General features: G+C 67.2%; 18 protein-coding genes. 13 read left to right on the top strand and 5 right to left on the bottom strand.

Annotation, left to right across the window (positions count from 1 at the left end; translation table 11 throughout):
* Nucleotides 1-18 precede the first annotated feature (18 nt).
* The 4 genes from ACSQ9I_RS10090 to egtB are packed head-to-tail and all read right to left on the bottom strand — an operon-like array spanning nucleotide 19 to nucleotide 3,314.
* On the bottom strand, nucleotides 19-762 hold the full coding sequence (locus tag ACSQ9I_RS10090; RefSeq protein ID WP_436290683.1) for a 2OG-Fe dioxygenase family protein: 744 nt from the start codon (nucleotides 760-762) through the stop codon (nucleotides 19-21).
* Nucleotides 759-1,040: a DUF427 domain-containing protein gene (locus tag ACSQ9I_RS10085; RefSeq protein WP_093102278.1), complete on the bottom strand. Its 282-nt coding sequence runs from the start codon at nucleotides 1,038-1,040 to the stop codon at nucleotides 759-761. The genes ACSQ9I_RS10090 and ACSQ9I_RS10085 overlap by 4 nt, the downstream gene beginning before the upstream one ends.
* Nucleotides 1,041-1,077: 37 nt before the next feature.
* Complete coding sequence (gene egtD, locus ACSQ9I_RS10080) at nucleotides 1,078-2,064, bottom strand: L-histidine N(alpha)-methyltransferase (protein ID WP_436303460.1); 987 nt, start codon at nucleotides 2,062-2,064, stop codon at nucleotides 1,078-1,080.
* Entirely contained in the window at nucleotides 2,064-3,314 is a 1,251-nt protein-coding gene (gene egtB / locus ACSQ9I_RS10075; protein ID WP_436313082.1) for an ergothioneine biosynthesis protein EgtB, read from the bottom strand. Before egtB ends, egtD begins: the two co-directional genes overlap by 1 nt.
* 137 nt (nucleotides 3,315-3,451) lie before the next feature.
* On the opposite strand from egtB, the gene ACSQ9I_RS10070 reads away from it, so the two are divergent.
* From ACSQ9I_RS10070 to ACSQ9I_RS10035, 8 genes are read left to right on the top strand one after another with little or no spacing between them, the layout of a single operon-like run.
* Nucleotides 3,452-4,798: an NAD(P)/FAD-dependent oxidoreductase gene (locus tag ACSQ9I_RS10070; protein WP_436313081.1), complete on the top strand. Its 1,347-nt coding sequence runs from the start codon at nucleotides 3,452-3,454 to the stop codon at nucleotides 4,796-4,798.
* Nucleotides 4,799-4,820: 22 nt separating this feature from the next.
* Entirely contained in the window at nucleotides 4,821-5,303 is a 483-nt protein-coding gene (locus tag ACSQ9I_RS10065) for an NUDIX hydrolase (protein WP_436313080.1), read from the top strand.
* A complete protein-coding gene (locus tag ACSQ9I_RS10060) occupies nucleotides 5,284-5,838 on the top strand; it encodes a GNAT family N-acetyltransferase (protein ID WP_436313079.1) in 555 nt (184 codons plus the stop codon). The genes ACSQ9I_RS10065 and ACSQ9I_RS10060 overlap by 20 nt, the downstream gene beginning before the upstream one ends.
* On the top strand, nucleotides 5,835-6,242 hold the full coding sequence (locus ACSQ9I_RS10055; RefSeq protein ID WP_093102268.1) for a VOC family protein: 408 nt from the start codon (nucleotides 5,835-5,837) through the stop codon (nucleotides 6,240-6,242). The genes ACSQ9I_RS10060 and ACSQ9I_RS10055 overlap by 4 nt, the downstream gene beginning before the upstream one ends.
* A 27-nt stretch (nucleotides 6,243-6,269) precedes the next feature.
* Complete coding sequence (locus tag ACSQ9I_RS10050) at nucleotides 6,270-6,689, top strand: PaaI family thioesterase (RefSeq protein WP_436313078.1); 420 nt, start codon at nucleotides 6,270-6,272, stop codon at nucleotides 6,687-6,689.
* A gap of 14 nt (nucleotides 6,690-6,703) precedes the next feature.
* The gene (locus ACSQ9I_RS10045) at nucleotides 6,704-7,270 is read left to right on the top strand and encodes a GNAT family N-acetyltransferase (RefSeq protein ID WP_436313077.1); all 567 of its coding nucleotides are present in this window, start codon (nucleotides 6,704-6,706) and stop codon (nucleotides 7,268-7,270) included.
* Entirely contained in the window at nucleotides 7,267-7,689 is a 423-nt protein-coding gene (locus ACSQ9I_RS10040) for a GNAT family acetyltransferase (RefSeq protein WP_093102262.1), read from the top strand. Before ACSQ9I_RS10045 ends, ACSQ9I_RS10040 begins: the two co-directional genes overlap by 4 nt.
* A complete protein-coding gene (locus ACSQ9I_RS10035) occupies nucleotides 7,686-8,171 on the top strand; it encodes a RidA family protein (RefSeq protein WP_436303454.1) in 486 nt (161 codons plus the stop codon). The genes ACSQ9I_RS10040 and ACSQ9I_RS10035 overlap by 4 nt, the downstream gene beginning before the upstream one ends.
* On the opposite strand, the gene ACSQ9I_RS10030 is transcribed toward ACSQ9I_RS10035, so the two are convergent.
* Nucleotides 8,168-9,868, bottom strand: coding sequence for a long-chain fatty acid--CoA ligase (locus ACSQ9I_RS10030; RefSeq protein WP_436313076.1), 1,701 nt, complete (start codon nucleotides 9,866-9,868; stop codon nucleotides 8,168-8,170). The two genes, ACSQ9I_RS10035 and ACSQ9I_RS10030, sit on opposite strands and share 4 nt — an antisense overlap.
* A gap of 150 nt (nucleotides 9,869-10,018) precedes the next feature.
* On the opposite strand from ACSQ9I_RS10030, the gene ACSQ9I_RS10025 reads away from it, so the two are divergent.
* From ACSQ9I_RS10025 to ACSQ9I_RS10005, 5 genes are all read left to right on the top strand, one after another.
* Nucleotides 10,019-10,459 (top strand): OsmC family protein, encoded by a 441-nt coding sequence (locus tag ACSQ9I_RS10025; protein WP_436303452.1) that lies wholly within the window; start codon nucleotides 10,019-10,021, stop codon nucleotides 10,457-10,459.
* Nucleotides 10,460-10,514: 55 nt separating this feature from the next.
* Entirely contained in the window at nucleotides 10,515-11,480 is a 966-nt protein-coding gene (locus ACSQ9I_RS10020) for a Bug family tripartite tricarboxylate transporter substrate binding protein (protein WP_436303451.1), read from the top strand.
* Nucleotides 11,481-11,696: 216 nt separating this feature from the next.
* Nucleotides 11,697-12,092, top strand: a complete 396-nt coding sequence (locus ACSQ9I_RS10015) for a response regulator transcription factor (protein ID WP_436313075.1) — start codon at nucleotides 11,697-11,699, stop codon at nucleotides 12,090-12,092.
* Entirely contained in the window at nucleotides 12,089-12,847 is a 759-nt protein-coding gene (locus ACSQ9I_RS10010; protein WP_436313074.1) for a YaiO family outer membrane beta-barrel protein, read from the top strand. Before ACSQ9I_RS10015 ends, ACSQ9I_RS10010 begins: the two co-directional genes overlap by 4 nt.
* The gene (locus ACSQ9I_RS10005) at nucleotides 12,828-13,892 is read left to right on the top strand and encodes a HEAT repeat domain-containing protein (RefSeq protein WP_436313073.1); all 1,065 of its coding nucleotides are present in this window, start codon (nucleotides 12,828-12,830) and stop codon (nucleotides 13,890-13,892) included. The genes ACSQ9I_RS10010 and ACSQ9I_RS10005 overlap by 20 nt, the downstream gene beginning before the upstream one ends.
* Nucleotides 13,893-13,987 lie beyond the last annotated feature (95 nt).

Raw genomic sequence — 13,987 nt, 5'->3', positions numbered from 1 at the left:
ACGGTCCGGCAAGTGGCGTCAATCGCCTTGAAATGCGTCGGCGCGGCAGGTCACGACCAGCGTGTCGCGCCAGCCCGGCTGGCCTTCGACCAGCGGCTGGATCGGCGTCGACTCGTGGATCATGCGCGCGTCGTCGAGCAGGAGCAGCGTCCAGGGCTCGGTCATCGTGAAGCGTTCGCCGCGGCGGCCCGCGGCCTCGAACACGCGCGTTTCGCCGCCCTTGATGTTGTGGCGCCCGATCAGCGCGACCGCCACCAGGTCGACGCCGTCGCGGTGCGCGCCCTCCGGCGTCGGCCGGCCGATGCCATCGGCGGTGTCGATGCGGAACTGGTGCGCCTCCACGTACCAGCGCTGCGTGCCGCGCAGGCCGCTCGCCACGCCGCCCAGGCCGCGCAGCAGCCGCTGCCATGCGGGCTGCGCCAACGTTCCCGCTTCCATCGGCGCGAACCAGCGCTGCATGCCGCCATGCAGCGCGTTGTATTCCACCGGCTGCCAGTGTGCGCGATGCGGCACCTGTTCGAGCGCCGCATCCTCGACCGTGAAGCAGGCATGGCGCCGCGTGCGATAGCGGCCGCCGTCCTTCAGGTATTCGTCGGGCGGCAGTTGGTCCCAGTCGCCGTGCAGCGCGTCGAATTCGGTCAGCGAGGTACCCAGCCACTCGGCCACGCCTTGCGGACTCAGGACGACGTAGCCGTCCTGGCGCAATGCGGCGACGAGTCGATCGGGCGGCGTGAACGGCGGATTGAAGAGGCCGCTGCTCACTCCGTCACCTTCACGTCCTTCCAGAAGGCGACGCGGTCCCGGACCATCTCCGCTTCGGGCTTGGGGTCGGCGTAATACCAGGCGGCATCGGTGTGGAGCTCGCCGTTGACCAGCAGCGAGTAGTAGCTTGCGCTGCCCTTCCAGGGGCAGGTGGTCTTGTGGTTGCTGAAGGTCACGTGCTCGCGCTTGAGCGAGCTCATGGGGAAGTAGTGGTTGCCTTCGACGAGCACGGTGTCGTCGCTCTCGGCGATGGTGACGCCGTTCCAGGTTGCTTTCATGACAAGGTCTCCATGCCCGCAGAACGCGGGCAGCACCTTATTGTGCCGCGGGCGATTGCAGCCAGTGGACGCTGAACAGGCGCTCGGGATCGGTCCACACCGCGGCCGGCCTGAAGCCCGCCTTCACCGCGAGCGCACGCAGGCCTTCGGCGGTGAACTTGTGCGAGTTTTCGGTGTGGATGGTTTCGCCCTCGTCGAAAGCGAAACGCTGGCCGTCGAGCGTGACGGTCTGCGCGCGGCGGCTCACCAGGTGCATCTCGATGCGCCGCAGCGGCGCGTTGTAGAAGGCCGCATGCGTGAAGCCGTCGAGGTCGAAATCGGTGTCGAGCTCGGCGTTGGCGCGGCGCAGCAGGTTGAGGTTGAAGGCCGCGGTCACGCCCTGCGCATCGTTGTAGGCCGCATGCAGCAGCGCCGGGTCCTTGACCAGGTCGACGCCGAGCAGCAGGCCGCCGCCGCGCAGCAGGCGCTGGGCCAGTTGCAGGAAGGCGAGCGCTTCATCGGGACTGAAGTTGCCCAGGGTCGAGCCGGGAAAGAAGCCAACGCGCTGGCCCATGCCCTCGCCGCGCGCGGGCAGCACCAGCGGCATGGTGTAGTCGGCCACCAGGGGCTGCACCACCAGCCGCGGATAGTCGTCGCGCAGGCGTTGTGCCGCCGCTTCGAGGTGCTCGCCGGAAATATCGATCGGCACATAGCGCTTCGGCGCATCGAGTGCGTCGAGCAAGAGCCGCACCTTGGTGAGCGAACCGGCGCCGAATTCGATGATCTCGGCCTTCGGGCCGATCTGGGCCGCGATCTCGGAGGCGCACTCGGTGAGGATGCGCAGCTCGGTGCGCGTCGGGTAGTACTCGGGCAGCTCGCAGATGCGGTCGAACAGCGCCGATCCCGCGACGTCGTAGAAGAACTTCGGCGGGATGCTGCGCGCGCCGCGGCTCAGGCCCGCGAACAGCTCGCGGCCGAAATTGGAAAGCGGCGCGGCCCGCTGCGCGGTGCGAAACGCGTGGAGGTTGAATGCAGGATTGCCCATCAGAGCCCCTTCGCGAGCCGCAGCCCCGAGAACTGCCAGCGCGCGGCCGGCGGGAAGAAGTTGCGGTAGCTGGGGCGCGTGTGCCCTTCGGGCGTGGCGACGCTGCCGCCGCGCAGCACCAGCTGGCCGACCATGAACTTGCCGTTGTATTCCGTCGCGATGCCCGCGAGCGGGCGAAAGCCCGGGTATGGGTCGTAGGAAGAACGCGTCCACTGCCACACATGGCCGCTCATCTGCGTGATGCCGGGCGCGTCGTGTGCGGCCTCCCATTCGAACTCGGTCGGCAGCCGCGCGCCGGCCCATTCGGCGAACGCGGCCGCTTCGTAGAAGCTCAGCTGGGCCACCGGCGCCTCGGGCTCCAGCGGCCGCACGCCGTGCAGGCCGAAGACATGCCAGCTCACCGTCGCACCTTGGTGGGCAAGCCGCGGATCGTCGGGCGCGAGCCAATACGCCGGACGGCGCCAGCCCTGGGCCTGCACCGCGGCCCAGCCGTCGGACAGCCAGAGCTCGGGCCGCTGGTAGCCGCCGTCGGCAATGAACTGCGCATAGTCGCCGCAGCTCACCAGCCGGTCGGCGATGGCATAGGGCCGCAGCAGCGCCGCGTGGCGCGGTGTCTCGTTGTCGAAGGCGAAGCCTGCGCCGCCATGGCCGACCTCGACCAGGCCGCCGGACTGCGGCAGCCATTGCATCGGCGGCGGTACCGAGGCCAGGCGAAGCGCCGGCGCCGCCGCGGCCCGGTACGCGGGCAGCAGCGGGTTGCAGGACAGGGCATGCAGGATGTCGGTGACGATGAGCTCCTGGTGCTGCTGTTCGTGATGCAGCCCGAGCGTGACGATCGCCGCGATCGCATCCCAGTCCCGGCCCTCGCCCGCCGTCTCGAGCAGCGCCTCCACCGCTTCGTCGACGTGGCGGCGGTAGGCATGCACCTCATCGAGCGAAGGCCGCGTCAGGAGCCCGCGCTGCGGCCGCGGATGGCGCGGGCCCAGCGCCTCGTAGTAGGAGTTGAAGAGATAGTGAAAACGCGGATCGAAGACGCGGTAGCCCGTGGCATGCGGCTGCAGCAGCACGGTCTCGAAGAACCAGGTGGTATGGGCCAGGTGCCATTTGGTCGGGCTGGCATCGGGCATCGACTGGATGCACTGGTCTTCGGCCGAGAGGGGCGCCGCGAGCGCGAGGCTTTGCGCACGCACCGCCTGGAAACGATCGCGCAGCTCGTATGCAGCAGGCGCGGCCGGCCGGATGAGATTCATGGGGTCTCCAATTTTTGGATCGAAAGGTTTTAGCCCATGGAGACAGGCGGGTGCCGTAGGACAAGCCCGCGCAGTCGAACGCGACACTTTGGCACAAGACGCTGGTGCGTGCCAGAGCCCTGCGTATCATCCGGCAGATGAGTACGACTACCTCCTCCCAGCGCCCCCGCATCGTCATCGTCGGCTGCGGATTCGGGGGCCTGGAGGCGGCGCGAAAGCTGCAAGGCGCCGATGTGGACGTCACCGTCGTCGACAAGACCAACCACCACCTGTTCCAGCCGCTGCTCTACCAGGTGGCGACTGCCGGGCTGGCGGCGCCCTCGATCGCAGCGCCGGTGCGCCTCCTGTTCCGCCGCCAGCCCAACATCACCACCCTGCTCGGCGAAGTCACGCAGATCGATCCGGTTGCGCACGAGGTGCAGCTGGCCAGCGGCACCCGCCTCGGCTGGGATCACCTGATCGTGGCCGCCGGCGCCACCCACAGCTATTTCGGCAACGACGGCTGGGCGCGAATGGCACCGGGCCTGAAGACGCTGGCCGATGCCTTCGAGATCCGCCGCCGCGTGCTGATGAGCTTCGAGGCCGCCGAGATCGAGCCCGACCCGGCGCGGCGCCGCGCGTTGCTGACCTTCGCGGTGATCGGCGCCGGCCCCACCGGCGTCGAGATGGCCGGCACGCTGGCCGAGATCGCGCGCCACACGCTGGAAGGCGAGTTCCGCCGCATCGACCCGGGCAGCGCCGAGGTGCTGCTGATCGAGGGCGGCCCGCGCGTGCTGCAGGCCATGCCCGAAAGCCTGAGCCAGCGCGCGCTGGAGCAGTTGCAGAAACTCGGCGTGCAGGTGCGCCTCAACGCCAAGGTCACGGCCATCGACGAGACCGGGCTCACGGTCGAATCGCCCTTCAGCGACGGCGGCGCCGGCACCGGCAGCCACCGCATCGACTGCCACTGCGTGATCTGGGCTGCCGGCGTGGCCGCCTCGCCGCTGGGCCGCCTGCTGGCCGCCGCGACCGGGGCCGAGACCGACCGCGCCGGCCGCGTCAAGGTGCTGCCCGACCTCAACGTGCCGGGCCATCCGGACATCAGCGTGGTCGGCGACCTCGCGGCCGCCATGAGCCACCGGCCGGGCAAGGAGCCGAAGCCGGTGCCCGGCGTCTCGCCCGGCGCCAAGCAGATGGGCCGCGCCGCGGCGGTGAACATCCTGCGCCGCATCGCGGGCAAGGAAACGGTGCCCTTCCGCTACCGCGACTACGGCAACCTCGCGACCATCGGCCGTAACTCGGCCGTGGTCGACCTCGGCACGCCCTTCGGGCCGCTGCGCTTCTCGGGCCGGCTGGCCTGGCTGTTCTGGCTGTTCGCCCACGCTTATTTCCTGATCGGCTTCCGCAATCGCATCGTGGTGCTGATGGACTGGGCCAGCGCGTACTGGAGCTTCCAGCGGCATGCGCGGGTGGTGGCGGAGGTCAGGGGCAGGGGAGAGTCCTGAGCGGACGGTTCCGCCGGCGGCCATGATCTCTTTCGACGCCGACACGCATCGCTTCAACCTGCGAGCCGCAGCGGTCGTGCTGCACGAGGGCGCTGTGCTGCTGCACCGCATCGAGGGCGATCCGTTCTGGTCGGTGCCCGGCGGACGGGTCGAGCCCGGCGAAACCGCTGCCGCCGCAGTCGTGCGCGAGCTGCGGGAAGAACTGGCGGAGACCGTGCATTGCGAACGCATGCTGTGGGTGGTGGAGAACTTCTTCAACTACCGCGGGCGGGAGCACCACGAAATCGGCCTGTACTTCCTGGCAGAGCTCTCCCCGGGTTCGCGCCTGCTCGCAGGACCCGGGCCCTTCATGGGCAGCGAGGGCGAACTCGCGTTGACCTTCGAGTGGTTCGACTGCGCAAGGCTCGGCAAACTCGATATCCGGCCGTCGTTCCTGGCGCGCGCGCTGGCGTCGCCTGCGCTTCCGTTCGAACATGTGATCCACCATGAGCGAGAAACCGCCTGAATCCCTGTCGTTCCGGCCGCTCGAGATGACGGACCTTCCGATGCTTCACGAATGGCTGTGCCGTCCGCACGTCAGCCAATGGTGGCAGCCCTCCCCCACGCGAGCCGAGGTCGAAGAGGAGTTCGCGCCGTTGACCGACGCCGGCCGCGACACGACGCACGGCTATATCGCCCTGCTCGGAGCTCGCCCCATCGGCTTCATCCAGTGCTACGTAGTCATGGGTTCCGTCGACGGCTGGTGGGAGGAAGAAACCGACCCCGGTGCGCGCGGCATCGACCAGTTCCTTGCCAACGCGGAAGAGCTCGGAGCGGGCCTCGGCAGCGCGATGGTGCGCGCATTCGTCGACCGCCTGTTTCTGGACCCCGAGGTCAGCAAAGTGCAAACCGATCCTTCGCCGGACAACGGGCGCGCCATCCGCAGCTACGCGAAGGCCGGCTTCGTTGCCCACGGAGAAGTCATGACGCCCGACGGCCCCGCCCTGCTGATGCTGCGCACGCGATCGACCGGCGACCCATCCACCTGGAGCACACAATGATCCACATCCGCGACATCGACCACCTCGTCCTGCGCGTCATCGATCTCGACCGGATGCTTCGCTTCTACTGCGAGGTGCTCGGCTGCACGATCGAGCGGCGGCAGGATGCCATCGGCCTCGTTCAGCTCCGCGCCGGGCGCTCGCTCGTCGACCTCGTTCCGGTGGACGGCGAACTCGGCCGCGCCGGCGGTGCTGCGCCGGGCAAGGAGGGGCGCAACCTCGATCACTTCTGCTTTCGCGTCGAGCCCTTCGACGAGGCCGCCATTCGCCGCCACCTCGAAGCCCACAAGGTCGAAGCCGGCCCGCTGGCGACCCGAAACGGCGCCGAGGGCGAGGGGCCTTCCATCTATATCACCGATCCGGAGGGCAACGTGATCGAACTCAAGGGACCGCCCGACAATTGATCCTTTCCATCGAATCGCGTTCATCCCATGTTGACTCCCGAACACCTCAACCAGCGCGGCGCAGAAAACCTGCCCGGCCATCTCGGCATCGTCATCACGCACGCGAGCCTCTCGGAAGTGCGTTCCGAACTGGCGGTGAAGACATCGCTCATGGCGCCCAACGGCTACCTCCATGCGGGGAGCGTGGTCACCTTGGCCGACACCTCCTGCGGCTACGGCTGCGTCGCCAACCTGCCCGAAGGCGCGACGGGCTTCACGACCCTCGAGCTCAAGTCCAACCATCTCGGCACCGCGCGCGACGGCACCATCGAATGCACGGCAACCTCGGCCCATCTCGGCAAGACGACGCAGGTATGGGATGCCGTGGTGAAGCACCGGGAGACGGGCAAGACCATCGCCCTCTTCCGTTGTACGCAGATGGTTCTGTACGCCAAGCAGAGCGGCTGAGCGCCGAAAGCCCCGTGGAAAAGCCGCTCGCCTTCCACGAGGTCTCCGCCGAGCGCTGGCCGGACTTCGAGCGCCTGTTCGAAGCCAAGGGAAGCCCCAAGTATTGCTGGTGCATGGCCTGGCGCGCATCGTCCGCGGAAGCCAAGGAAGCGGACGACGCCAGCCGCAAGGCGGCGATGAAAGAGCGCGTCTGCTCGGGCACACCGGTGGGCCTGCTGGCCTATGCCGGCGAGGAGCCCGTGGCGTGGTGTTCCATTGCGCCGCGCTCGACCTACCGGCGCCTGGTCGGCGACCAGAGCGCCGACGACGGCATCTGGTCGATCGCCTGCTTCTTCGTCGTCCGAAGACTGCGCGGCACGGGGATTTCGCGACAGCTCATCGCCACCGCGGTGCGCCACGCGCGGTCGCATGGCGCGAAGATGATCGAGGCCTATCCCGTGGACGCCGACTCGCCAAGCTACCGTTTCATGGGCTTCGTGCCTGTGTTCGCGGAGGCAGGCTTCGCCGAGGTGGGGCGCGAAGGCAAACGCCGCCACGTGATGCGCCTCAAACTTTCATCACCACGCCGTTCGAATAAATGAAGATTCGCCCTTTCCAGCCTTCCGATGAAGGCAGCGTCGTCGCACTCTGGCACGCATGCGGCCTCACGCGCCCATGGAACGATCCGCACCGCGACATCCAGCGCAAGCTGGGCGAACAGCCCGAGCTCTTTCTGGTCGCCACCGAGAACGACGCGCTGCTCGGCTCCGCGATGGTCGGCTTCGACGGCCACCGCGGCTGGGTCTACTACCTTGCGGTATCGCCGCAGCATCGCAGGCTGTCGATCGGCCGGGCGCTGATGCAGGAAGCGGAACAGTTGCTCATCGAACGCGGTTGCCCCAAGATCAACCTGCTGATCCGCTCGTCCAATGCCGAGGTCATCGCGTTCTACCGCAAGCTCGGGTACACGCAGGACGACGTGGTCAGCCTCGGACGACGGCTCATTCACGACACCCCATGACGCACATCGAAAACAAACTCAAATCCCTGGGCCTGGTTCTCCCGCCGCCGATTGCAATGCCCGCCGGCGCGGTGCTGCCCTTTCCCTGGGTGCGCATCGTCGGACAGCGGGCGCTGATCTCGGGCCACGGACCGCAGCATGCCGACGGCTCGCTCGCCGAGCCGCTCGGCAAGGTCGGGCGCGAGCTCACGCTCGAGGATGGTTACGAGGCGGCGCGCCTGACCGCGCTGGGCATGCTCGGCAGCCTGAAGCGCGCGCTCGGCGACCTGGACCGCATCACGGCCTGGGTCCGCGTGTTCGGCATGGTCAACGCGGCACCGGGCTTCGACCGCATGCCGTCCGTGATCAACGGCTTCTCCGACCTGATCCTCGAGCTCTACGGGCGCGAGGTCGGCGCGCACGCACGCAGCGCAGTCGGCATGGCCGAGCTGCCCTTCGACATTCCGGTGGAGATCGAAGCCGAGGTCGAAATCCGCGACTAGGACCCCGTTCCCTTGCTCTCCGCCTCCTGTAGCAGCCGCCACATCACCTTGCCGCTGCCGCTCTTGGGCAGCGCATCGACGAACTGCACCGCGCGCGGAATCTTGTAGACCGCCATGTTCTCGCGGCACCAGTCGATGATGTCCTTTTCGGTGGTGTTCTTGTGCGTGGCGCGCAGCACCACCACGGCCTTGACCGACTCGCCGCGGTAGTCGTCCTTCATGGAGATCACGCAGGCTTCCTGGATCGCCGGGTGGCGGAACATCAGCAGTTCGACCTCGGCCGGCCAGACCTTGAAGCCACTGGCGTTGATCATCCGCTTGAGTCGGTCGGTCATGAAGAAGTAGCCGTCCTCGTCCATGCGGCCCATGTCGCCGGAGCGGAAGAAACGCTTGCCCTCGAACTCGACGAAGGCCGCGGCCGTGGCGTCGGGCCGCTTCCAGTAGCCCTGGAACACCTCGGGGCCGTGGATGATGATCTCACCCGATTCGCCGATCGGCATCTCCTTCAAGGTGTCGGGGTCGACCACGCGCGCATCGGTGCTCAGGTAGGGGATGCCCAGGCACTGCTGCTTGGGGTTCTCGAAAGGGTTGGTGTGCGAGGGCGCCGCGGTCTCGGTGAGGCCGTAGCCCTCCTGGTACTTCAGCCCGTACTGCTCCAGCAGCCGCTGCGCCACCGCCTGCGGCATCGCCGCGCCGCCGCCGCCGATGTAGGTGAGGCTGCTGAGGTCGAAGTTCGCGAAGTTGGGGCTGGCCATCAGGTCGATGACCATGGTCGGGATGTTGGTCCAGCTCGTGACCTTGCGGCGCGAGATCAGGCGCCCCGCCACCTCGCGGTCCCAGCGCGGCATGATGACCAGCGTGCCTCCGACCAGGATCGTGGTGTGCATCATGCTCACCACGCCGGTGATGTGGAACATCGGCACCACGGCCAGCACCACCGCCTCGCACGAGCCCAGGCCCCAGAGCTGGCCCGCGAAGGCGTTGTGCATCGGGCTCGAATGGTTGTGGATGCAGCCCTTGGGCAGGCCCGTGGTGCCGCTGGTGTAGGGCAGGAGCGCCATGTCGTTGGCGCCGACCACGTGCTCGGGCGGCGCATGCCCGGAGTTCAGCGCATCGGTCCACGCCATGACGGCGCCGTCCGCCAGCGCGGGCAGCGGATGGCGCGCCAGCAGCCAGTCGCGCCACACCGGCGGCGGCGCCTCGTCGCCGCCGGTGTCGGCATCGAAGGCGTCGGTGAACTGGGTGACGATCATGTGCGCCAGCCGGTCCTTGGGCGCGAGCGCGTCGCTCGCCTTGGCGAGCTCGGGCGCCAGGTCACCGGTGGTGATGGCGACCCTGGCATCCGGATCGGTGATGTAGTGCTTCAGCTCCTCGGCGCGGTTCATCGGATTGACCGGCACCACCACCGCATTGGCGCGGAGGATCGCGAAATGCGCGATCACCAGCTGCGGGCAGTTCTGCATGTCGAGGATCACGCGGTCGCCGCGCTTCACGCCCAGCGCATGCATCGTGCCGGCCAGGCGCTCGACCTGGTCGGCGAGCTCGCGGTAGCGGGTCTCGCGGCCGAAGAAGACCATGGCCGCCTTGTCCGGAAAGCGCGCCGCGGAAGTGGCGAGGTTGTGCCACAGCGAGGTGGCGGGAACGGTGATCGAACGAGGCAGGCGCTCTGGCCAGAACTTGTAGTGCGGGCGGTCCATACGGTGATCAGTCTCCAATCAGCGCCGAGCCTACGATGCCGGGCGCGCGCCTCGCATCGGGGAAGCCCCGACGGCGTCACCTGGGTGACTCCCGGCGCGTTCTGCCGTACAACGGCAGGTCGTTCCACCCCACCCACCAAAGGAGCTCACATGGCAGCAGACAAGCACGCAAGCGTTCACTGGGAAGGCGCCGGCAAGGCCGGCAAGGGCCAGATCAGCACCGAAACCGGCGCGCTGAAGGACTACCCCTACGGCTATACCAGCCGCTTCGAGGACGACAAGCGCGGCACCAACCCCGAAGAGATCCTGGCCGCGGCACACGCCGGCTGCCTCACGATGGCGCTGGCCTTCGCGCTCGAAGGCGCGGGCTTCACGGCCGACGCGATCGACACCAAGGCCGCGGTGCGCCTGGCCCGCGACGGCGCGGGCTTCAAGATCGACCGCATCCAGCTCGAGCTCGAAGCCACCATTCCCGGTATCGACGACGCCAAGTTCCAGGAACTGGCGGCCGGCGCCAAGGCCGGCTGCCCGCTCTCCAAGGCGCTCGCCAGCGTGCCCGAGATCACCCTGAAGGCGAAGCTGCGCAGCTGAAGCCTGCGGCGGCGGGCCGCTGTTTATGATCGTCCGCCACAACGAGGAGACGAACATGAACAGCAGCACCAGGACGCTCATCGCGGCCTTGTGGATGGCGGCGTCGGCCCACGCCACCGCCGCCTTTCCGGAAAAACCCATCAAGGTCGTGATCGGCTTTCCGGCCGGGGGTCCGCTGGACCAGCACGCGCGCCTGCTCACCGACAAGCTGCAGGCCGTGCTCGGCCAGCCGGTGCTGGTCGACTACAAGCCCGGCGCGGGCGGATCGGTGGGCGCCGACGCGGTGGCCAAGAGTCCGGCCGACGGCTACACGCTGATGCTGGCGAACACGGGCGTGGCGGTGATCAACGGGGCGCTCTACAGCAAGCTGCCCTACAACACGCTGAAGGACTTCACGCCGATCGCGCGCACCGCGATGCAGCCGCTGGCGCTGCTCGTCACGCCCAAGCTGCCGGTCAACAGCCTGCAGGAGTTCGTGCGCTATGCCAAGGCACGCCCGGGGCAGATCAACTACGGCTCGGCCGGCAACGGCGGCATCAGCCACCTGGTGCCGGAGATGTTCAAGACCGCCACCGGCCTCTTCATGGTCCACATCCCCTACCGCGGCAGCGCGCCGGCCTTCACCGACCTCATGGGCGGCCAGGTCCAGTTCATGGCCGAGTCGATCCCGCAGGCAGCCAACTATCACAAGCAGGGCAAGGTGCGCGCGCTCGCGGTCACCAGCGCCGCGCGCAATCCCGCCCTGCCCGATATCCCGACCGTGATCGAGAGCGGCATCAAGGGCTTCGAGGTGGTCGGCTTCTACGGTTTTCTTGCGCCGGCCGGCACGCCGAAGGACGTGGTGGCCAAGCTCAGCGACGCCTTCAAGCAGGTGCTAACCAGCCCCGAGGTGCGCGATCGCATGGTGAGTCAGGGCGCCGACCCAGCTTTCCTCGATAGCGAGGACTTCGCAAGGTTCCTCGCGGCTGAAACCCCGCGCTGGGAAAAGGCAGTCAAGGCCTCCGGTGCAAAGATGGACTAGGTGTTGAGTCACAGATAGCGCATTAGTTTTCATTTCGACCTTACCCTGGAACTCGGTGTTCCACGTCGGCGGACTCGCAATGCGAGCCGCGACTCGCGCGCGCTTCGGACAGCGCGCGAGGGCGCTATTTGGCCGCACAATCTGCGGAGAATTTCCATCGCTGGAAGATCGACGTCCACTGCAAGCGCTGATCCAAACATCCGCCATCTCTCTCTTATGATCCTTCCGACTACGAAGCAGGCCTCGGTTCTCGTTGTTGAGGACGATGAGAATATTGCGTACCTGTTGAAGTTCATGCTGGAGCGGGAGCAGTACAAGGTTGCCCTGGCGCGGGACGGCCGCAAGGCCAAGGAGTTCATCGAAGCTCAATCGCCGCCGCACATCGCCTTGCTCGACGTCATGCTGCCCTTCGTGGACGGCTTCGAACTCATCCGGCTGATCCGCGGCAGCATCACCTGGCGGTCCGTCCCCATTTTGATGCTGAGTGCCAAGACGCAAGAGCAGGACGTGGTGCGGGCGCTGGATGCAGGTGCCAACGACTACGTCCAGAAGCCATTCGCTCCCAACGAACTGCTGGCGCGCGTTCGCCGGTACGCAAAGGCACCCTCGTGAGGCGTGGTGCGGTCGCCGGCATCCTGTTTGCCGGGCCACTCGTCGCCGCCTGGGCCGGACCCGTCGATCACGGGGATTCGATCGAAGTCGCGGCCGAGCACCAATCATTGAGCAAGGGATTGGCGGACTGGCGGGAAACGTCGCTGCGGGTCGCCCGCGCGTACGGCCCGCGCGAACTCCTCTCCATGAATGTCAGGCGGACAGACCGGTTCGGCCTTGACGACACCTCGGCCGGTCTGGCCTACACAGTGCCGCTCGACCCGCGCTTCGTCGCCTCGATGGAAGCAAGCTTCAGTCCCTCGCATCGCGTCTTGCCCAGGCATGAGTTGGGGGCGGCGATCCAGTACGAGTTCGCACCCGCGTGGCTGCTGCACGGGGGCTTCAAGACCACCGCGTATGACAACACCACGGTCCGCCAGGGCCTCGTGCGGCTGGAGCGCTACGTGTCGTCGTTCAGCTGGTCCGTCGCGTGGCGGCCAACTCAAGCGCTGGGCACCTACGCGCAGGGGGTCGAGTTGCGGGGCAGCTACTACTACGGAGACAAGAATGTCGTGGGACTGATCCTCGCGGCCGGTCGGGAGGCGACTGCGATCGGCGAGCAGCGCGTGGTATTGGCGGACGTCCGCACCGTGGCTTTGACCGGTCGGCACTGGTTCGATCCAGCCTGGGCCCTGACGTACTCGCTGGAGCGAATCCGCCAGGGCACCTTCTACTCCCGAAGCGGAATTCGACTCGGTGTTCAATACAGCTTTTGAGCCGCTGGTGGCCTTCGGTCTCATCGCCGGAGTTGCCGTGTTGGGTCTTAACCTGGTGCTGGCCGGGCTGATCATTGCTCTGCGCGAACGACTGAAGCGGCAAGAGAGGGAGCAAAAGGAGTTCAAGGCGATTTGGCAGCCCGCGCTTTTGGGTGCCTTGTCAGGCCCTGCGCAGTACTTGCTGCCGCCGCTTAGATTGCAAGATCAGATCGCCTTTCTCAAATTGTGGAACTACATGCAGGAGTCCTTGCGTGGCGATGCCACAGTCCGTTTGAACGAGATCGCTCTTCAACTGCGCTGCGATGAGCTGGCCCGCCGCCTGCTCCGGGACGGAAATCCAACCGAGCGCCTGCTCGCCATGTTGACGCTGGGCCATCTGCGCGATAGCAGGGCCTGGGCCGCGCTGCAGATCGTTGTCCAAACCAATGAAACCATTGCATCGCTGACCGCGGCCAGGGCGATGATTCAAATCGATCCCATCGCCGGAGCACACCACCTCATGCCGTCGGTGCTGAATCGCCCGGATTGGGAAATTCCCCGGCTGGCGCGGATGCTGGGCGAAGCGCGCGTCACATTCGAATCGCTTCTTGTTCCAAGGGTCGCCGCGCTGCCGTCCGCCCAGAAGCTGCGCGGCCTCCAGCTGCTCGAAGTGCTGCGCACCCGACTGCCCGACGCTGCGCTGCTGGGCCTGCTCAACTCGGAGAAAGAGCCCACCATCATTGCGGCCGCGCTGCGCCTGGCGAATACCTTCGCTGTCCGGCCCGCCGTGCTCTCACATCTGGCGCACACCGACTGGCGTGTCAGGGTGCGGGCTGTCCATGCCCTGACTCACGTGGCCGTCCCGTCAGACGTTCCACAACTCGCTGCGATGCTCGGCGACAGCGAATGGTGGGTCCGCTACCGAGCAGCCCATGCGCTGGTGAGCCTGCCGTTCCTCGCACACGAAAGTCTCGACGGGCTCAAGCGCCTCAGCGACGATCGGTTGGGCCGACTGGCGCTCGATCATGTCTTTGCCGAACGAGGTCTCCTATCACACAGCAGCTGATCGTTGAACTCGCGACGTGGTTCATCTTTGGCTACTTCGTTCTGCTGAACAGCTCCTATCTCGCGCTCAATTTCCTGAGCCTCGTCAGGCTCCAC

Source organism: Variovorax sp. LjRoot84, assembly GCF_964254305.1.
Lineage (GTDB): Bacteria > Pseudomonadota > Gammaproteobacteria > Burkholderiales > Burkholderiaceae_C > Variovorax.
This window is presented reverse-complemented; position numbering and strand designations above follow the sequence as displayed.